The organism is Virgibacillus natechei (assembly GCF_026013645.1).
Classification (GTDB): Bacteria; Bacillota; Bacilli; order Bacillales; family Amphibacillaceae; genus Virgibacillus_L; species Virgibacillus_L natechei.
Window position 1 is genome coordinate 375,573 of sequence record NZ_CP110224.1, and the last position, 18,891, is coordinate 394,463.

The 18,891-nt window shown below is 40.4% G+C and carries 20 protein-coding genes; 13 read left to right on the top strand and 7 right to left on the bottom strand.

The window, feature by feature from the left end; translation table 11 throughout:
- Nucleotide 1: 1 nt before the first annotated feature.
- From OLD84_RS02265 to narI, 13 genes are all read left to right on the top strand, one after another.
- Complete coding sequence (locus OLD84_RS02265; protein WP_319961811.1) at nt 2-427, top strand: universal stress protein; 426 nt, start codon at nt 2-4, stop codon at nt 425-427.
- Nucleotides 428-633: 206 nt separating this feature from the next.
- The gene (locus OLD84_RS02270; protein ID WP_264917264.1) at nt 634-936 is read left to right on the top strand and encodes a metal-sensitive transcriptional regulator; all 303 of its coding nucleotides are present in this window, start codon (nt 634-636) and stop codon (nt 934-936) included.
- 14 nt (nt 937-950) lie between these two features.
- Nucleotides 951-3,338: a heavy metal translocating P-type ATPase gene (locus OLD84_RS02275; protein WP_209463094.1), complete on the top strand. Its 2,388-nt coding sequence runs from the start codon at nt 951-953 to the stop codon at nt 3,336-3,338.
- Between the two features lie 23 nt (nt 3,339-3,361).
- Nucleotides 3,362-3,565, top strand: a complete 204-nt coding sequence (gene copZ, locus OLD84_RS02280; protein ID WP_209463093.1) for a copper chaperone CopZ — start codon at nt 3,362-3,364, stop codon at nt 3,563-3,565.
- 426 nt (nt 3,566-3,991) lie between these two features.
- Nucleotides 3,992-4,552 carry an NADPH-dependent FMN reductase gene (locus OLD84_RS02285; RefSeq protein WP_209463092.1) on the top strand — a complete coding sequence of 187 codons (561 nt, stop codon included), beginning with the start codon at nt 3,992-3,994 and terminating at the stop codon, nt 4,550-4,552.
- A 453-nt stretch (nt 4,553-5,005) separates the two neighbouring features.
- Nucleotides 5,006-5,233 (top strand): hypothetical protein, encoded by a 228-nt coding sequence (locus tag OLD84_RS02290; protein ID WP_209463091.1) that lies wholly within the window; start codon nt 5,006-5,008, stop codon nt 5,231-5,233.
- An 890-nt stretch (nt 5,234-6,123) separates the two neighbouring features.
- Nucleotides 6,124-6,540, top strand: coding sequence for a hemerythrin domain-containing protein (locus OLD84_RS02295; protein WP_209463090.1), 417 nt, complete (start codon nt 6,124-6,126; stop codon nt 6,538-6,540).
- Between the two features lie 31 nt (nt 6,541-6,571).
- Nucleotides 6,572-6,889, top strand: coding sequence for a hypothetical protein (locus OLD84_RS02300; RefSeq protein ID WP_209463089.1), 318 nt, complete (start codon nt 6,572-6,574; stop codon nt 6,887-6,889).
- Between the two features lie 36 nt (nt 6,890-6,925).
- On the top strand, nt 6,926-7,195 hold the full coding sequence (locus OLD84_RS02305) for a hypothetical protein (RefSeq protein WP_209463088.1): 270 nt from the start codon (nt 6,926-6,928) through the stop codon (nt 7,193-7,195).
- 3 nt (nt 7,196-7,198) lie between these two features.
- Nucleotides 7,199-10,879: a nitrate reductase subunit alpha gene (locus tag OLD84_RS02310; RefSeq protein WP_209463087.1), complete on the top strand. Its 3,681-nt coding sequence runs from the start codon at nt 7,199-7,201 to the stop codon at nt 10,877-10,879.
- A complete protein-coding gene (gene narH / locus OLD84_RS02315; protein WP_209463086.1) occupies nt 10,869-12,371 on the top strand; it encodes a nitrate reductase subunit beta in 1,503 nt (500 codons plus the stop codon). Before OLD84_RS02310 ends, narH begins: the two co-directional genes overlap by 11 nt.
- The gene (gene narJ, locus OLD84_RS02320; RefSeq protein ID WP_209463085.1) at nt 12,368-12,976 is read left to right on the top strand and encodes a nitrate reductase molybdenum cofactor assembly chaperone; all 609 of its coding nucleotides are present in this window, start codon (nt 12,368-12,370) and stop codon (nt 12,974-12,976) included. Before narH ends, narJ begins: the two co-directional genes overlap by 4 nt.
- A 39-nt stretch (nt 12,977-13,015) precedes the next feature.
- Entirely contained in the window at nt 13,016-13,708 is a 693-nt protein-coding gene (gene narI, locus OLD84_RS02325) for a respiratory nitrate reductase subunit gamma (RefSeq protein ID WP_209463084.1), read from the top strand.
- Nucleotides 13,709-13,898: 190 nt separating this feature from the next.
- On the opposite strand, the gene OLD84_RS02330 is transcribed toward narI, so the two are convergent.
- The 7 genes from OLD84_RS02330 to OLD84_RS02360 form a co-directional block, all read right to left on the bottom strand.
- Nucleotides 13,899-14,591, bottom strand: coding sequence for a prenyltransferase (locus OLD84_RS02330; RefSeq protein ID WP_245301558.1), 693 nt, complete (start codon nt 14,589-14,591; stop codon nt 13,899-13,901).
- Complete coding sequence (locus OLD84_RS02335; RefSeq protein ID WP_245301557.1) at nt 14,581-14,757, bottom strand: hypothetical protein; 177 nt, start codon at nt 14,755-14,757, stop codon at nt 14,581-14,583. Before OLD84_RS02335 ends, OLD84_RS02330 begins: the two co-directional genes overlap by 11 nt.
- Nucleotides 14,758-15,377: 620 nt before the next feature.
- On the bottom strand, nt 15,378-15,800 hold the full coding sequence (locus OLD84_RS02340; RefSeq protein WP_209463083.1) for a hypothetical protein: 423 nt from the start codon (nt 15,798-15,800) through the stop codon (nt 15,378-15,380).
- A 72-nt stretch (nt 15,801-15,872) separates the two neighbouring features.
- Entirely contained in the window at nt 15,873-16,154 is a 282-nt protein-coding gene (locus tag OLD84_RS02345; RefSeq protein ID WP_209463082.1) for a hypothetical protein, read from the bottom strand.
- Complete coding sequence (locus tag OLD84_RS02350) at nt 16,145-16,330, bottom strand: hypothetical protein (protein WP_209463081.1); 186 nt, start codon at nt 16,328-16,330, stop codon at nt 16,145-16,147. The genes OLD84_RS02345 and OLD84_RS02350 overlap by 10 nt, the downstream gene beginning before the upstream one ends.
- A gap of 232 nt (nt 16,331-16,562) precedes the next feature.
- Nucleotides 16,563-17,255 (bottom strand): iron-sulfur cluster repair di-iron protein, encoded by a 693-nt coding sequence (gene ric / locus OLD84_RS02355; RefSeq protein ID WP_209463080.1) that lies wholly within the window; start codon nt 17,253-17,255, stop codon nt 16,563-16,565.
- Nucleotides 17,256-17,367: 112 nt separating this feature from the next.
- On the bottom strand, nt 17,368-18,879 hold the full coding sequence (locus tag OLD84_RS02360) for a nitrate/nitrite transporter (RefSeq protein ID WP_209463079.1): 1,512 nt from the start codon (nt 18,877-18,879) through the stop codon (nt 17,368-17,370).
- Nucleotides 18,880-18,891: the final 12 nt, after the last annotated feature.

Below are 18,891 nucleotides of genomic sequence, written 5' to 3' on the forward strand. Positions count from 1 at the left end.
GGTGAGTCATTTGTTTAAAGGAATTCTATTGGCGGCAGATGGATCTGAGAACTCATTAAGATCGGCCCAATATGCCATTGAGCTTGCAATAAAATTTGATGGCACGGTTGACGCGGTTTATGTGGTGGATGGTGAAACAGCAAAACAAGATGTTCTACATGCACAAGATAAATTTGCAATCGAAAAACAGCGAAATGAAAAACTGCAACCTATAAGGGAACTATTGGAGCAGTCGGGTGTGGACTATCAGACACATTTTCTTCATGGAGAACCAGGGCCTAAACTTGTAGAGTTTGCAAATGATAGAGACTTTGATTGCGTTGTGATTGGTAGCCGTGGATTGAATAATTTACAATCATTTATTTTGGGAAGTGTAAGTCATAAAGTGGTGAAACGAGTAGATTGCCCAGTACTTGTTGTGAAGTAAAAGTATATAAATGAAATCAGTTTGCTCGATAAAAAAGCTGCTTCAACAATTTGTTGAAGCAGCTTTTTTTAATTGCAGTTAAATGGATATCGTACTTGGCAATATTGCTGCTATGAAAATGTGTGAAATAGAACATGAGCTTAACAATTGACGCATATACGTTAGGGGGGTATAGTATAAGTATAAACAAAAAGGAAGTGATCCAAGTGGATGAGTTCTTACACGAACACCCAGTAACTCCACGTACAGACAATGAAAAGCAGGCCGTTATTAATCGCCTGAAACGAGTCGAAGGTCAAGTGCGCGGTATTCAAAAAATGGTCGAAGAAGACCGTTATTGTGTAGATATTTTAGTGCAAATTAGCGCCATTAATGCAGCCTTGAAAAAAGTAGGATTTTCTGTAGGAGAAAGGCATATGAAACATTGTGTTAGTCATGCAGTTCAGTCAGGTGAAGGAAACGCGGCTATTGATGAATTAATGGAAGTGATGAAGCAGTTTTCCAAGTAGGGAGGGAATTTAGCATGAGTGAAACAACGAAACATATTACAGTCGGTGTGACAGGGATGACCTGTGCTGCCTGCTCCTCCAGAGTAGAAAAAGTCTTGAATAAAATGGACGGCGTTGAAGCACAGGTTAATTTAACGACGGAAAAGGCAAATGTTGATTATGATCCAACATCAACATCCCTAGATGACATTTCCGCAAAGATAGAAAAAATAGGCTATGGTGTACAAACCGAACAAGCCGAATTCGATGTATTTGGCATGACCTGTGCTGCCTGTTCCACGCGAATTGAAAAAGTTCTAAACAAGCAAGAAGCAGTCAAGCAGGCTAGCGTAAACTTAGCTACAGAAAGTGCAACAATTGAATACAATGCGGGATTAATGGACGAGGCAGATGTTATTGGCAGCATTCAAAAGCTCGGTTATGATGCAAAAGTAAAAGCGGACAAAGAAGAAACACAATCACATAAAGAGAAGCAGCTTAAACAAATGAAAATAAAGGTAATTATTTCTGCTATATTATCCATTCCATTACTCGTAACCATGCTCGATCATTTATTTGGAATTGCTGTACCGAATCTATTGATGAATCCGTGGTTCCAATTTGCATTAGCAACTCCGGTTCAATTTATTATAGGTTGGCAGTTCTATGTTGGAGCATATAAGAGCTTACGTAACCGTAGTGCGAATATGGATGTGCTTATTGCACTTGGAACGAGTGCTGCTTACTTCTATAGCTTATATGAAGCATTTCGAACAATTGGCAATCCAGCTTATATGCCACACTTATATTTTGAAACAAGTGTCATTATCATCACGCTGATTTTATTCGGGAAGTATTTGGAAATGGCAGCAAAAGGAAGAACAACGCAGGCTTTATCAAAGCTATTAAATTTACAGGCAAAGCAGGCACGTGTTATCAGGAATAACGAAGCGGTTATGGTTCCAATTGAAGATGTTGTAGTAGGGGATCGTTTGGCTATAAAACCAGGTGAAAAAATACCGGTAGATGGTATCGTTATAAAGGGTAGAACATCTATTGATGAATCGATGATTACTGGCGAATCTATTCCCATAGAAAAGGATTTACAAGCAAGTGTAATTGGTTCAACCATTAATAAAAATGGAACAATTGAAATGGAAGCCACCAAAGTAGGGAAAGATACAGCACTAGCATCCATTGTAAAAGCAGTAGAAGATGCACAAGGATCAAAAGCACCAATTCAGCGATTGGCTGATGTAATTTCTGGCTACTTTGTTCAGGTTGTTGTCGTGATTGCATTGCTTACATTCACAGTATGGATTACCTTGGTATCACTAGGAGATCTGGAATCCGCTATCATTACAACAGTCGCTGTACTCGTAATCGCTTGTCCATGTGCGCTAGGATTGGCAACACCAACTTCAATCATGGTTGGAACGGGTAAAGGGGCAGAAACTGGTATTCTTTTTAAGGGAGGCGAGCATTTAGAGCGTACCCACCAATTAAATGCCATTATCCTTGATAAAACTGGGACAATTACAAAAGGTAAACCAGAAGTAACGGACTTTACTGGTTATGATGATACACTACAATTATTAGCAAGTGCGGAAAAAGGATCGGAGCACCCATTGGCAGAAGCGATTGTTGCTTATGCAACGGATAAGGATATTGACTTAATTGATTCGGATGATTTTCACGCCATTCCAGGTCACGGTATTCAAGCGCTCATTTCTGGTGAGCAAGTACTTGTTGGTACGAGAAAATTAATGAATGAAAGAAATATTGATGTCACGCATGCAGAAAATGCGTTAGTAGACTATGAAACAAATGGGAAGACTGCGATGTTGATAGCAGTAAATGGAGAATATCGCGGAATTGTTGCGGTTGCGGATACCATTAAAGAAACAGCCGTCGAAGCGATTAAAGCGTTAAAGGCACAAGGTCTAGAGGTCATGATGTTAACGGGTGATAACGAACGAACGGCACAGGCAATTGCTAAGAAAGTAGGGATTGACCGAGTTATTGCACAAGTGTTACCGGAAGAAAAAGCAGATAATGTAAAAGAGATTCAATTACAAGGTAAGAAAGTTGCTATGGTTGGTGATGGTGTAAATGATGCACCAGCACTTGCGATTGCAGATATCGGCATAGCGATTGGAACAGGCACAGAAGTTGCAATTGAAGCAGCAGATGTTACCATTCTTGGCGGGGATCTACAACTCATACCAAAAGCGATAAAGCTTAGTAAGTTGACCATTAAAAATATCCGCCAAAACTTATTCTGGGCGTTTGCGTACAATAGTGCAGGAATTCCAATTGCGGCAGTTGGACTGTTAGCACCTTGGGTTGCAGGTGCGGCAATGGCATTTAGTTCTGTAAGTGTTGTTTCAAATGCCCTACGCTTGAAACGAGTTAAAATATAATTAATTATAAGGAGGAAAATAGGATGCAAACTACTATAGATGTACAAGGAATGACATGTGGCCACTGTAAATCATCGGTTGAAGGGTCACTAAAAGAGTTAAACGGAATTACGGCTGTAGAGGTGGATTTATCTACAGGTAAAGTTGCTGTAACGTATGAGGAAGAAAAAGTTACAGTAGAAGATATGCGTGAAGCAATTGAAGAGCAAGGTTATGATATAGCTTAAAGAGATTGTTCGCAGGCTCTGGCATTCACCGAAAGGCTTGCACTCCAAGGTATAAGGGTTTCTAAGAAAAGAAAATCACTATTCCTACGTTCGATGTGACAAGTAATCGCAGTTCAGGAGATGCTTATGCTGGTGTTGTCAAAGGACGTGACGTATTTAGGGCACCTTGCTTCCAATTCGGCAATTTTTTGAAAACGCACGTAATGCGATAATTCGAGCTGGTTCCTTGATCGGGGATCAGCTTTTTTTCTGAAGAAAGTAGGGATAGCAAGGTACTGTTGTTACTTTTAATAACTCTGTAATAAAAAAGAAGCAAATGTATTGCATTTACTTTTAATAGGTGGTAATCTACATATACTGAATTCTAAAGCAATGAATTAAATATAAATGAATTCAAATTACTTACAATTATCAGGGGGAATAAATATGTTAAAAATAGGAATTATATTAGGAAGTACACGTGAAGGTCGTAACGGAGAAGCGGTAGCTAATTGGGTACATGATTTTGCGAACAACCGTAACGACGACGCTACTTATGAAATCATAGACCTTATCGATTATAGTTTGCCATTCCTGGGTGAAGCTGCATCTGAAACCCAGCAAGCAACGATCAAAGCATGGTCAGAAAAAATGGATTCTCTTGACGGTTATATTTTTGTAACACCAGAATATAACCATGCAATATCAGCCGTCCTTAAAAATGCGCTCGATTACTTAAAGCCTGAATTGAGTAATAAAGCAGCTGGGTTTGTAGGGTATGGTAGCTTAGGCGGTGTTCGTGCACATGAAAACCTGCGCCTTATTTTAGGTGAATTGCAAGTAGCAGATGTACGTACAGCTCTTACATTTTCGATTATGACTGATTTTGAAAATATGAGCGTCTTTAAACCAGCAGATTACCATGCCGATAATGCGAACGGAATGCTCGATCAAGTTGTAGCATGGAGCGGCGCGTTAAAAGAATTGAGAGAAAAAGCAACTGTATAAATAAGCATATTTTTAAAAGTGGGTTCCTATAAACGGGGTCCGCTTTTTTATTTGCAGTAAGAAAGTATAAAAACTTTCTTACTGCTATCGCCATAAAGCTTAGACTCCAAAGTATAAGGGGCTCTAACAAAGCAAAGAATGCCTTTTAAGAATCCCTTTAACGTTAAATCAAGTTTTCTGATGATTACTTATTAGAATATTGCAGGAATTAATTTTCATAGTGTAGAAGTGATTGATATAGGGTGAAATACACACAATTAGTAGCTTGAGGGGGGTAACAAATGATTGAACATGGTAGATCGAAACCAACATGGCACTGCTTCACGTAGCCACCATCTACCATGTTCATACAGATGAATGCCGAGTTTTCTAAGCCAACTTGCATAATAGGTGAGATAAGTGAATATTGTTTAGCGTGACTAATAAAAGAACAAATAGATTGGGGACGTGAAAATGAAAAAGTTTGATAATTGGTGGTTAGTTTTAACGGACGGTAGCGAACTTAATTTCTTTTCCAGCGACAAATCGTATTCAAATCCATTGAAAGAAATTTATGCATTTGATCAAGGAGACTATTGGTCTGTTTCGACGAAAGGAAACAAAAAATTTAAAGCAGACCCAAAGAATAAGGGGTCTGTATTGGTCCCCAAACATAAAGTAGTTAAAGTGTACAAATGGTAGAATTTTTTCGAACACTTAGCTAGCTATAAACCACCGGTCCCGAATACACGTTTCGAACCTTGTCGACGTGTCGATAAACGAATTTTGGTTCTTTTCGTAAGTATTGTTGCTATTAAATTTGCAGAGTTGATATAAAATGCGACGCAATGACAATTCCATTGAGAAGTCTCTCGTTCTAATGATGGTTGGGTGCTTGGATTCGCTCCGGAAAAACATTTCGCTTTCCGCGGGCGGCTGGTGAGCCTCCTCGTGCTAACGCACTGCGGGGTCTCCCCGAGGCCTTCCCTCCCGCAGGAGTCTTCATGTGTTTCCTCCGCTGATAAGATGCTTTTCAACTTCATCAAAATTGCTGCTTAATTATATAATAAATATAGCCACGCACTCTTATAAAGGTTGATTGGAGCGGAGTACAGTCGACTCCTGCGGGAACAGCACGAGTCTGAAGACCCCGCAGCAGCGGTTTCCTGCGAGAAGGCTGAGGCCGTGCCCGCGGAAAGCGACTGTACGCAGCGGAAATAAACCTGGTAGTTACGTCGTCTTTTATAGAACTTGCGTCAAAAACTTTTAGAAAAGAGCCTTATTTTTAAACTAGATGACTTCTGTATTGAACAGGAGTCGTCTTTTTTGCATAAGTGCGGAATTTGGCACGGTTCATCGTGAAAAGCAATGGAGAAATAAGAATAAAATAGCTTTGTAAACACATTTTTCTGCTTCGCTATCCCCAACTATTGTCCAATTCCAAAATGATATTATCGAGTAGTTTTTTGTTTAATAATGGAAAGTTGTGATGTTTGTCACAGCCTATTATTCCTGTTTTCTTTACAATGAATGCATACAATTAATGTTCAAATAATTTTATTTTCCATTAAACGGAAGGAGCTGTGACGTACATGTCGGGACCCGGATTAAAACATATAGATAGTCACTCTGCAATTCATGAGGCAGCATTAAATGAGGCTATAGAATTAAATGAAATTCTTGAGAAACTTTTAACTGACGCCCAGTTAGAGAAGGCGTTGGAAACGGCTTATGTGGCGGTTGAACATTGGGAAACACGTACGCTGCGACACGCGGAATCGGAAGAAGAAGGGCTGTATAAGGAATTGGCGGAAGAATCACCGGAATTAAAAGATACCATTATTGCTTTGACCCGTGACCATGACCTATTGCGGTTGCTTGTTAAGGAAATTAAGGAGATGTTGGATACGGATGGATTTAGTGATGCGGTCCTGCAGCGATTCCAGGCTTTAATCCTTGTCGATTTACTTCATAACGAAGAAGAAGAAAAACTCTTACCGAATCATTAATAGAAAGAGGCTCACTGGGAGGAGGTTGTCCATGAGTGAAGAAAAGCAGCACAAGATAAGGAAAAATTTAAGGGTGTTATCACCAGACCTATATCGGTATATCACCAGTAAATTTGAAGAATTCCATAATATTCATACTTATGATGTTCAAGTGGATGTAATCAAAAAGGAGACTGGGCTACACATTCAGATACGATTTGGCGATCAATTCGCACATGCTGAAGAACAATTTTTTACGTTTGAAGCAATCGAGGAGCCGGATGCTGAATTTGAAGAATTTGTAAAATCAACTGCAGATGCCTGTCAAAAAGTAATGGTCGCTGATTATTTTAAAATGATGAAACCTTAAGGCCTGATCTAATAAAGTAAAAAAGGAGGAAATCAAATGTTTTCATATGAAGAGGACGCGGGATTCGTTCAGGATCGAGAAGATTTAATTTCAGTTTTACGAATGCGATTTGGCGATGTATCTCCAGGGATTATAGAATCCATTTATGACTTGAAAGATCTTGACACGTTGGAGCGGTTGATACTGGTTGCGTCAAATGCACCATCATTAAAGGTTTTCCTGGAAGAGTTGGAAGAAGGAACCGAAAGTTTTCGTATTATTGGAGACCGTTTTAACCCTATTGACACAATGCTTGGAGGGGACTAAGAAATGGTAAGGAAAAAAAATAAATTATTGGAGTCACTAAAGCATTTGAAAGAAGGAAAGCGAATTAATGATGGATGGACAGAGGAAAGTCCACGTACAAGAGATTCAGAAGATATATATCGACGCAGATGGCAACACGATAATGTGGTTCGTTCCACTCATGGCGTGAATTGTACCGGTTCGTGCAGTTGGAACATTTATGTAAAAGATGGAATTATTACATCAGAAATACAAGCAACCGATTACCCGACAACTGGAGATGATTTCCCTGAATATGAACCACGCGGCTGTCCGAGGGGAGCCAGCTTTTCCTGGTATACATACAGCCCGATAAGAGTGAAATATCCTTATATCCGTGGTGATTTATATGAGCTTTGGAAAGCAGAGCGCGAAGAAGGATATGACCCTGTCGCTGCCTGGGAGAACATTGCAAGTGACCCGATAAAACGGGATAAATTTGTTAAGGCTCGTGGTAAAGGTGGATTTGTTCGTGCGGACTGGCGAGAGGTTTGTGAAATTATTGCCAGTGCATCCATTTATACAATTAAAGAGTATGGTCCTGATCGTATTGTTGGTTTCAGCCCGATTCCAGCAATGTCCATGGTGAGTTATGCGGCAGGGACACGTTTTCTTTCCTTAGTTGGCGGAACAATTTTAAGTTTCTACGACTGGTATGCAGACTTGCCTCCAGCTTCACCTCAAGTGTGGGGGGAACAAACGGATGTGCCGGAAAGTGCGGACTGGTATAATACCAAATATTTTATTATTTGGGGAACTAATTTACCACAAACAAGGACGCCGGATGCGCATTTTATGGTTGAAGCAAGATATAACGGTACTAAAGTAGTAGGTGTCAGCCCAGACTACGCTGAATACGAAAAGTTTGCTGATATTTGGTTGCCAGCAAGAGCCGGAACAGATGGTGCGCTTGCAATGGCTATGACGCACGTTATTTTGAAAGAATTTTATGTAAAGCAGGAAACGCCATATTTTATTGATTACGTTAAAAGGTTCACCGACTTGCCGTTTCTCGTTACCTTAGATGAAAGCGAGACTGATTGTCGCTCTGATCGCTTTTTACGAACATCAGACATCGATGATAAACATGAGCTCGGTGAATGGAAAACAGTTGTGTGGGATGCTAGTACAAATCAGCTTGAAGTACCAAACGGGACACAGGGATTCCGTTGGGACGGAGACAGTAAGTGGAATCTAGATTTAGAAAAAGAGGACGGAACAGAGATTAATCCAGCGTTAAGTTTTATTAATCAATCCGATGAAACAGCGATGGTGACGTTTCCGAATTTTGCAGATACAAATGGGGGTACGGTCGAGCGTGGAGTACCAGTTAAATATATTCATGATAAACAAGGAAATGTGCTGAAAGTTACAACGGTCTATGATTTGATGATGGCCCATACGGGTGTCGGCAGGGATTTACCTGGTGATTATCCATTGGACTATGATGATCCCAAACCATTTACACCAGCATGGCAAGAAGGTATTACAGGGGTAAACAAAAATCATGTTATTAAGATTGCCAAGGAGTTTGCGGATAACGCTGCCAGGACAAATGGAAAATCAATGATTGCCATGGGTGGTGGGACGAATCACTGGTACCATAGTGATCAAATTTACCGAGCCATTCTCAATCTGGTATTACTAACTGGTTCCCAAGGTGTAAACGGTGGTGGCTGGGCCCATTACGTTGGTCAGGAAAAAGTGCGCCCGCTTGAAGGTTGGCAGCAGGTTGCATTTGCTGGGGACTGGATAAAACCGCCACGTCATCAAAACGGAACGTCATTTTTCTATTTTGCAACCGATCAATTTCGCTATGAAGCATATATAAACGAGGAACAATCGAGTTGGGGTGGTAAATATAACACGATGCACCCTGCTGACCTTAACGCACTTTCCGTAAGGTTAGGATGGCTACCTTCCTTTCCTCAGTTCTCACAAAATTCCATTGATATGGTTAAAGAGAGTCGACAGCGCGGAGCGGATAGTGAACAGGAAATTATTGATGACGTCGTCGAGCAAATCAAAGATGAAAAAGTGGATTGGGCGATTGAAAACCCCGATGATCCACGGAACTTTCCAAGAGTATTCTTTAATTGGCGCTCTAATTTACTTGGAGACAGTGGGAAAGGACATGAGTATTTCGCCAAGCATTTAATTGGTGGCGAAGACCAAATTTTAACGGATACGGAAAACTCATGGCAACCGGAAACGGTGAACGCAGAAGGAGAAGCACCTACTGGAAAAGTTGACCTTTTAGTCAGTATTGATTTTCGGATGACTAGCTCAGGTTTGTTTTCTGATATTGTCTTGCCTGCTGCAACATGGTACGAGAAATTCGATATAAGTAGTACAGATATGCATCCATTCGTTCATCCGTTTAATGCAGCTATTTCACCACCATGGCAGTCAAAAAGTGACTGGAATACATTCCGGGAGATTGCGAAAGTTTTCTCAGAACTTGCTGAAGAACACTTACCGGATAGCGAAGAATTAATGATGACACCGCTTGGCCATGATTCTATAGGAGAGATTGCACAGCCGCTTGGTAAGGTTAAAGATTGGCGAAAAGGTGAAGTTGAAGCAATACCAGGTAAAACGATGCCGAATTTCCAAATTGTTAATCGCGACTATGCGAATGTATACAAGAAAATGACGACGGTTGGCCCTGAAATTAAAAAAGGATACGGAGCAAAAGGTGTAAAAATCAAGGGTGAAAAGGTTTATGAAGAATTAGGTAGCCGTCTTGGTATATCAAAAAGAGAAGGCGTTGGAAAAGGCAACCCGGATCTTTATTCCGATAAACAAGCCATTGAGGCCATTCTATTGATGTCGGGAGCGACAAACGGGAAACGAGCTGTGGAAGGATGGAAATCCCTTGAAGAAAAAACAGGGCAAGATCTGTCTGATATAGCACAAGGCCGGGAAGAGGAATCTTTCACTTTGGATGATTTAACAGCCCAGCCACAACATGCGATTTCAACACCAGTTTGGAGCGGCTTGGAGAAAGACAACCGACGTTATTCGCCATTTACCGTTAACACGGAATATAAACTTCCATGGCATACGTTAACTGGGAGGCAGAGTTTCTATTTGGATCATGAAATGATGCTTGATTTCGGTGAAGGGCTACCTTTATATTTACCTCCATTATCTCATGGGCCATTTTTGCAAGATGAAAAAGGGGTCGAGCGTAACGGAGAATCGATAACGGTAAGGTATTTAACCCCGCATCAAAAATGGGGAATCCATACGATGTTCACAGATACAACAGCTATGTCCAACTTGTTTAGGGGTTGGCAGACTGTGTGGATGAATGAAAAAGACGGGGCATCGATCGGATTAAAAGATAATGATTGGATTGAGGTTTATAACCGAAATGGCGTGATTTCTGCAAGAGTCGTGTTAACATATCGTATTCCAAAAGGGTTGGCATATATGTATCATGCTCAGGATCGTACACTGGGAGTGCCGGGAACCGCAATCAATAAAAAACGCGGCGGTACACATAACAGTGTTACAAGAATTACGTTAAAACCAACGCATATGATCGGTGGTTATTCACAACTAAGCTACGGATTTAATTATTATGGCCCGACTGGTCATCAACGAGATACCATCGCTGTTATAAGAAAATTGAAGGAGGTAGATTGGCTTGAGAATTAAAGCACAAGTTGCTATGGTAATGCACTTGGATAAATGTATTGGCTGTCACACTTGTTCGGTGACGTGTAAAAATACATGGACGAATCGTCCGGGAACAGAATACATGTGGTTTAATAACGTAGAAACACGCCCAGGCCCAGGCTATCCAAAGCAATGGGAAGATACCAATCGCTTTAAAGGTGGCTGGGAATTAAAAAATGGAAAGCTCAAACTCAAAGCGGGAGGGCCGATCACGAAATTGGCCAATATTTTTTATAACCCGGATATGGCTAGTATGGACGACTACTATGAACCATGGACCTATGATTACGACAATCTGATTCACAGTCCAAAATCGGAAAATATCCCTGTCGCTAGACCCAAGTCGATGATCACTGGAAAATATATCGATAAACCAGAGTGGGGATCGAACTGGGATGACGACTTGGCTGGCGGAAGTGAAATTGTTCCACTTGATCCAAACGTGCAGGAATTGCAGGAGCATATTTCGATGGAATATGAAAAAACATTTATGATGTATTTGCCTAGAATCTGTGAACACTGCCTAAATCCATCATGTGTCGCTTCATGCCCTTCAGGCGCCTTGTATAAACGGGATGAAGACGGTATTGTTCTGGTGGATCAGGATGCATGCCGCGGCTGGCGCTTTTGTACGAGTGGCTGTCCGTATCATAAAGTTTATTACAATTGGAATACGCATAAAGCAGAAAAATGTAACTTCTGTTATCCACGTACAGAAGCCGGATTGCCAACGATTTGTTCCGAGACTTGTGTTGGGCGTATTCGTTACATCGGTGTTGTTCTTTATGATGCAGATAAAGTGAAAGATGCTGCTTCCGTGGAGGATCCGCAAGATCTTTATGAAGCACAGCTTGGCTGCTTCCTTGATCCTTTTGATCCAGAGATTCAGAAAAAAGCGCGTGAAGCTGGTATTAACGATGCTTGGATTGAATCTGCACAGGAATCACCGGTTTATAAAATGGCTATTAAATGGAAAATTGCTCTACCATTACATCCGGAGTATCGTACCATGCCAATGGTTTGGTATGTACCGCCACTTAGCCCGATTATGAACCACATTACCAATGAGGAAGAGTTGAGCACGGACGGCTATATCCCTGCCGTAGATCAAATGCGAATCCCAATGGAGTATTTGGCATCACTGCTCTCAGCTGGTGATACTGAAGTGATTCGTAATGTACTGCTAAAATTGACAGCGATGCGCGTTTACATGCGAGGTAAAACGGTTGGAGGCATTGATGAATTCAGACAAAGCGAACTGGTGAGAGAAGCAAATACGAGTCCGCAAGAGATTGAAGACATGGCACGACTACTCGGTGTTGCAAAATACAACGAGCGTTTCGTAATTCCTACAGGACGCAGAGAGATGGATGATGATTTGGATTATCAGCAAGGAGCCTGCAGTCTAGAAAATATAGCACCACGTGAAGGCGCTGCAGCGACTTTTGCATACGAAAGAGGTATGAGATGATAAAGCAGCAAGAAGAACGTGCCATTCTTGTCATCGCTTCTCGTTTATTGGGTTATCCGACGGCGGAACTTGTCAAAGATCACCAGGATATTAACGAATGTGTGGAGGAGAATATTGAAACAAGTGAATTAGAAATTGAGCTGGTAGCTTCTTATGATCCATTATTTCGATTACCTTCTCAGGAAATACAAGAATTGTATGTGGCAACATTTGATCTGAAATCGAAATTAGGGCTTTATCTAACAGCACATGAGCTTGGTGATAGTACGAAACGTGGAGCAGCTTTAATTAAATTGCAAAAGATTATTAATCAAGCTGGTTTTGAAAGAGAAGGAGACGAACTAGCCGATTATATGCCAATGCTTTTTGAATTTCTAGCAGTTGCACCAGAAGCACCTAATCATGATCGACTTTACAGACGTCTTGCAGTAGCCATCCAGCGAATGTTAAATAATATTGATGAAGGAAACCCATATGCAGGCATTCTTCAGGTGTTAATGCGATATGTGTTTCCTGAACCGACAAAAGAAGAGGTTGCAAGACTGGAGTTCGACAGAGAAGAAGCAGATCTAGAAGAATTGCCTTATCCTATCATGTATCAGTGATAGGTTAAGGCAACAATTAAACACCAAGGGGTGATAGAAATGACCGGCATTTTTTGGTGGGTCATCTTCCCGTATATAACCATGATAATTATGATTGTGGGACTCCTGTATCGTTATGCTTTCCGTCAGTTAAGTTGGGCAGCACCATCAACAGAGTTTTTTGAAAAAAAGTGGCTACGCATTGGGGCGCCTTTATTTCATTGGGGGATCGTGTTGGCATTTATTGGGCATGTGATGGGGATGGTAGTACCCAAAGGATTCTATGAGTTTATTGGGATAACGGATCATATGTACCACATGGGAGCAATCTATGGTGGGGGATTTGTTGGTTTAATGGTCGTCGCAGGTCTCGTGATTTTACTGATTCGAAAAATGACCGTTGACCCTGTTCGCGTGCATGCAACTTTTGCAGACTTTTTCACAGTTATTGCGTTGCTTATTGTAGCAGGAAGCGGAACATTTATGACGATTATTTACAATACAACAGTAACTGCCTATGAATACCGAGAAACGATAGGGCCATGGTTTCGAAGTTTATTTATTTTCCAGCCACAGTATCAATTAATGGAAAACGTACCCATTATCTTTAAATTGCATGTTCTTTCAGCTTTTGGTTTATTTGCTTCGATTCCATTTACGCACCTCGTCCATATTTTCAGTCTCTCTGTAAAATATCCAGGACGGGCACCGCAGCAGTATCGATCAAGATCTGAGTATAAAAGAAAAGGATAAACATCCGGTGATTTCCTACGTAGATTGGAAACGATAAACTTTCTTAACTGCTAACAAAGCAAAGAACGCTTTCTAAGAATCCCTTTAACGAATGCCAAGTTTTCAAAGAATAATGATGCAACAGGTTGACCTCATGAAATGGATGAAGCGAACAGTGGTTACTAGCTGTTCGCTAATTTCATTCATAGAGCTAAAGCTCTAATACAAAGAGCAGTCCAAATGCCCAGTGATGCCAGCCCGCCCATTTCATTGCACGCATTTCATTTTCCCGCGTCGCGGTGTTGCGAAAAGACCAGCGAAGCCGATATGCTAGTGGTAAAGCCAAAAATGTGATCATTGCAGTCCAGCTAACAATTTGGAAAAAGATAAGCATCATCACGCATAGATAAATAGTAATGAGAAGACCTGTTAACAGACGAATCGCACTTTGGCGTCCGATTCTCATCGCCAATGTGTTACGGTATCCCTGATCTTTTTTGAAGTCACGTATATTAATTGTCAGAATCATTGTGGCAATCAGTAGCGCGAAAAGGAAAGCGATTATTAGGACTAGACCATTTATAGCGTGTCCTTGGACACTATACCCGAGCCCAGTCGTCACAAACCCCAAAAATACAGCTGCCACAATTTCGCCTAAACCTAAGGAGGCTAAAGAGTGCTGTCCGGCTGAATAGGCAAACCCGACTAGTATCCCGATCGTGCCAATAAAGGCAATCCACCAAGTAGTCTGAATGGAAATCCATGTACCTAAGAGAACTGCCATACCTATTATGGACCAGGCAACGTAGGGTATTTTGTGATGGGACGGGCCCTTTACGTTTTCAGTATCCGCCCATTTTTCCTGATCCTGCCCATTGCTAAAATCATAGTAATCATTGAGCATATTTTGCAGATGCTTGTATGAAGAGAGCGGCTAGCAGGAGTACAATAAGAATGTCATACCGAATAGGCCCTTCTAAAGCTGCCAAAGCAGTTCCTGCCAGTACTGGACTAATGGTAGCACTGAATGGAATATGACAGATAAGAAGGATTTCCCGCATGGTATCCAACCTTTCCCTCTCTTTGTCTTTTTTTAAGCTCTTTCGTAAGCATTGGGACTGGCTTACTCGTCCCACCGAAACCCTTTGTTGCTTCCAATTCTTCGCAGTTGATATCTGCGGGGTCTCACTCTGGCCACTGTTCCCGCAGGAGTCTCCGTGTATTTCCTTCGCTGGTAAGATGCTTTTCAACTTCATCAAAATTGCTTAATTATATAACAAATATAGTCATGCACTCTTATGAAGGTTGATTGGGGCGGAGTACAGTCGACTCCTGCGGGAATAGCACGAGTCTGAAGACCCCACAGCAGCGGTTTCCTGCGAGGAGGCTGAGGCCGTGCCCGCGGAAAGCGACTGTACGTAGCGAAAATCAACCTGGTAGTTACTTCTTCTTTTATAGATTTTGTGTTTAGAAAACTTAGTGCCTTAAGTTGTACTTATGCAGTAGGAAAGTTTTATACTTTTCCTATCTGCCAATAACAACAATTCTTTTCGGTGGGAAGCGTAACTGCGGTCCTAATCTATTAGAAAGCAGCCGTCTTTTATATACTCCTGGAAAAATGATACATATAAAATGAAACTTCATTCAGTGCGGTGTCGTATTTATAACGAAGAGTATGATGATAGTTATTTCAATCCATAGAATGATAAAGTTCTATAAGGAAGCTGTCCTCAATCGTGCCATTTTTTATCTTGTAAACCTTATGGTCGATCATAGCTTCCGTCTCATACGGCACCATAAAACTCTGCTTTTCATTTTCATTGAAGTAAATGATACTTGCTTTTGTAGGCATGTAGGAAGTTTGATCTCCGGAAAGCCTTTGGTAGTCGACTTGGTTCAGATAGTTCATTAGAATATTTATTTTTTCTTCCTCTCTCGTGCTTTTATATTGACCTTTACTTTCAGAACTTCCTACCGTTATTTTGGTAACCTCTTCTGGATTAACATGTAATGCATCATTCAGCTCTTTTACATAATTCGAGTATGCAATTGCGATAAGTGAAAGCGAAGGCAATGCTAGTATAATAAAAAGGAAAGCAATTGTTTTTCTCATACCTATCTCTCCTCTTGGAAAACCCTTATACCCAGTGTTGCATTGAAAGTTTTTTATATAAAGTATGATTTACTACCATTGGAACCCCCCCGTAGTTAAATCAGATGGTACTTGGTGTGTTTTTTCTAGAACAAGCTGATAATTTTGGTCGATTGCTTTAGTGAACTTAAAGATAAAGAAAACTCCAAGGATCATCTGAATAACGCTCCATACAGTAGGTAATACAGTAACTCCTGTTGCTTCTATAGCGAAAATGGAGAGAACGAGTAATAATTGAATGGTGAAAAGTTTTGCTGAGCGTAAGATTATAAAACCGGCAAGGGATATGAGGCCTAGAATAAAAATCAGTTCCATTTCGCATCACTCTCTTCTGCATAACCAGGGTTAGTAGCCTTTGCTTCGTATTTCTTTTGCGTTGACTCTAACTTCTTCCTGTCGTATTCGTAAATAATGAACCCACCACCGAATCCTTCATTGATCATCTCATCTACCCCACTGTGACAGTTGCATGGTGCCGTGTTTAGTTTCATATAGATCTCCTCCTATGTTTCAATTATCACCTATTTCTTTGTTGAATTCCTTGATGCAGATCAATTTTTAGAGAATTGGGCGATTTTTTTGGAATATTAAAAGGAATTCTCGAAATGGGGTAGGAATGCAGGTATGTTATTAGATCGTCCAATAGAAACTTCCAGAGTTATGCTATTTGTATTGATGGCAGATTAAAATGGGGGCGACATAAATATGTCGCCCCCATTTTAATTATAATCTCTTAAACAACACGTTATTTTCTAAATGAATATGTTGGAATGTGTTCTCTTCCAACTCTGCTAATCGAGCATAGGTGATTTGATAGGAACCGCATGCATGTGCATGTGGTTGAAATCCGTCAGTAATGACTCGCATTCTTTTTAACATATCTCCGGTTGCATCATGTTCTTCCTCTAATTCACCATTTGCTTCACGGATCTCTTGTAAAAGCGCTTCGCTAGGATTTATTTCATATTCTTTTACTAAAGGGAAAACTTCTTGCTCTTCTTTCATTGTATGTTCTTCCATTTCAACTTTAAAGTCGTGATATAAACGATGTAGCTCTTTTAAATGGGGTTGATCTGACCCGTGTTTACGGAAAACTTTCGTAACGAACTCTCCTAATGCAGGGAGCTCCTCTGTTAAATAGATATGGTGATTATAGATAATATGATCAACGAGCTCTGTGAGCGGTACCGTATCCCAATCTGTTACGTGATGATCTTCCTTTTTCCAGCTTTCATAAGCTGTATTTAGTTTTGACAAAACAGCTGTTTCATCAAGGTTGTTCTTGGCAAAGGTCTCCTTTAGTAATCGATCCCCACCACAGCAAAAGTCAATCTGATTTTCCTTAAATAAATCACTAGCCTTAGGGAAGATCTTTACAATATGTGCTGGTGTATGCTCAGCGGTGAATGTACTCATTTGCTTACCTCCTAAAATTTGACTTGATTAGATGATAAGCTATTTGACCAAGCTTTTCTGTGATCTAACTCACTTATTATTAGAAAACTTGGCTTATCGTCATGCATTTATGCTATTCCTTTAATTCTTCAGCTGAATTTGATAGGTCGGTAAATCTTCCGACGTAATACTTTATTTCATCAACATTATTGTTAATAGAGTGTATGGTAACCAATACCTTGAATAGTTCTCCGTTATTTCGTTTGTTCCAGATTTCTCCTTTCCAATAACCATTTTCATAAATCGTCGTCCACATTTCATTATAGAAGGAAGGGTCATGTTTTCCTGAATTCAAAAGGGTTGACTTGCTTCCAATTGCTTCTACTGCTGTGTATCCAGTCATTTGTGTGAAAGCAGGATTAACATATTGAATGTCTCCATTTCTATCGGTTACCATAATCCCCTCAGTCGATCCGTCGACTATTTTTCTTTCAATATTCTTGTGGTCTTGATAATACATGAAAATAACAATAACAAAACTTACGAGCGCAAATTGAGAAAGCGCCATAAATCCAATTGCATAGGTGCCAGTCATATTATAGACGGTTGTTAATAGTATTGGAGGGAAGAATCCTCCTAAGCCCCCCATAGCCGATACAATTCCATTAACAATACCAGCTTGTTTGGAGAAGTGAAACGGAACAAGTTTGAATATTGTACCATTTCCTATACCGACAGCAATAGCAACAGCTAATGAGCCTACGGAGTACCATTCAATATTCGGTGAAAATGATAAAAGAATTCCAGAAATGGTAACACCAACAAATATAAACATTAAAATAATATAGGCATTAAATTTGTCTGCTAACCAACCACCAAGCGGTCGTACGAATGTTGCGAGCGTAATGAAACCGGCAGTTCTTAACCCAGCATCAACAGGGGTTAAATTGAAATTGTTCACTAAAAAATTGGGTAAAAACACCGTGAATGCCACAAATGCCCCGAAAGTTACAAAATAAAACAAGCTTAGAAACCATAACGTTGAGTTGCGGTATACGCCTTTTATTTGTTCAAGCATTGAATTTTTTACTTTTGTTTCCTTTTTATCTCCTAAAATGAAATTCAATGCAGCAAATAGGATAATTAGAATTAAATACAACTGAACGGTTTGTTGCCATCCGATTGACTCGGCGATAACAGGAGCGGCGAAAGTAGTTATGGCAGTACCAATGTTACCAACCCCATAAATACCATTAATAAGACCATGCTTTTCCTTTGGGTAATACTTTGGTAATGATGTAACCCCGATAGAGAACGTTGCTCCCCCAACGCCTAAAATAAAACCTCCAATCACTAAATCAATGAAAGAATCAGCAATACTAATATAGAACACAGGAAATAAAAGGGTTATAAGACTAATAAGATTAATCGTTCTGGCACCAAATCGATTGGTATAAAAACCAACTGGAATTCGTAATAATGACCCCAAAATAACTGGTATCGCAGTTACGAGGGAAACCTGTCCAGGAGTTAATGCAATATCCTCTTGAATGCTGGGCATCAAGGAGGATATTAAGACCCACATCATAAATCCAACAACTAGACTGGAAGTTTGTAGTGACAATTGAAGAGATGGATTTCTCATTAAACGTTTCCT

What these genes read in the sequence shown, in the direction of transcription:
- OLD84_RS02275 (WP_209463094.1), top strand. Translation starts at nt 951, where the DNA reads ATGAGTGAAACAACGAAACATATTACAGTCGGTGTGACAGGGATGACC.
- copZ (WP_209463093.1), top strand. Translation starts at nt 3,362, where the DNA reads ATGCAAACTACTATAGATGTACAAGGAATGACATGTGGCCACTGTAAA.
- OLD84_RS02285 (WP_209463092.1), top strand. Translation starts at nt 3,992, where the DNA reads ATGTTAAAAATAGGAATTATATTAGGAAGTACACGTGAAGGTCGTAAC.
- OLD84_RS02290 (WP_209463091.1), top strand. Translation starts at nt 5,006, where the DNA reads ATGAAAAAGTTTGATAATTGGTGGTTAGTTTTAACGGACGGTAGCGAA.
- OLD84_RS02295 (WP_209463090.1), top strand. Translation starts at nt 6,124, where the DNA reads ATGTCGGGACCCGGATTAAAACATATAGATAGTCACTCTGCAATTCAT.
- OLD84_RS02300 (WP_209463089.1), top strand. Translation starts at nt 6,572, where the DNA reads ATGAGTGAAGAAAAGCAGCACAAGATAAGGAAAAATTTAAGGGTGTTA.
- OLD84_RS02305 (WP_209463088.1), top strand. Translation starts at nt 6,926, where the DNA reads ATGTTTTCATATGAAGAGGACGCGGGATTCGTTCAGGATCGAGAAGAT.
- OLD84_RS02310 (WP_209463087.1), top strand. Translation starts at nt 7,199, where the DNA reads ATGGTAAGGAAAAAAAATAAATTATTGGAGTCACTAAAGCATTTGAAA.
- narJ (WP_209463085.1), top strand. Translation starts at nt 12,368, where the DNA reads ATGATAAAGCAGCAAGAAGAACGTGCCATTCTTGTCATCGCTTCTCGT.
- narI (WP_209463084.1), top strand. Translation starts at nt 13,016, where the DNA reads ATGACCGGCATTTTTTGGTGGGTCATCTTCCCGTATATAACCATGATA.
- OLD84_RS02330 (WP_245301558.1), bottom strand. Translation starts at nt 14,591, where the DNA reads ATGCTCAATGATTACTATGATTTTAGCAATGGGCAGGATCAGGAAAAA.
- OLD84_RS02340 (WP_209463083.1), bottom strand. Translation starts at nt 15,800, where the DNA reads ATGAGAAAAACAATTGCTTTCCTTTTTATTATACTAGCATTGCCTTCG.
- OLD84_RS02345 (WP_209463082.1), bottom strand. Translation starts at nt 16,154, where the DNA reads ATGGAACTGATTTTTATTCTAGGCCTCATATCCCTTGCCGGTTTTATA.
- OLD84_RS02350 (WP_209463081.1), bottom strand. Translation starts at nt 16,330, where the DNA reads ATGAAACTAAACACGGCACCATGCAACTGTCACAGTGGGGTAGATGAG.
- ric (WP_209463080.1), bottom strand. Translation starts at nt 17,255, where the DNA reads ATGAGTACATTCACCGCTGAGCATACACCAGCACATATTGTAAAGATC.
- OLD84_RS02360 (WP_209463079.1), bottom strand. Translation starts at nt 18,879, where the DNA reads ATGAGAAATCCATCTCTTCAATTGTCACTACAAACTTCCAGTCTAGTT.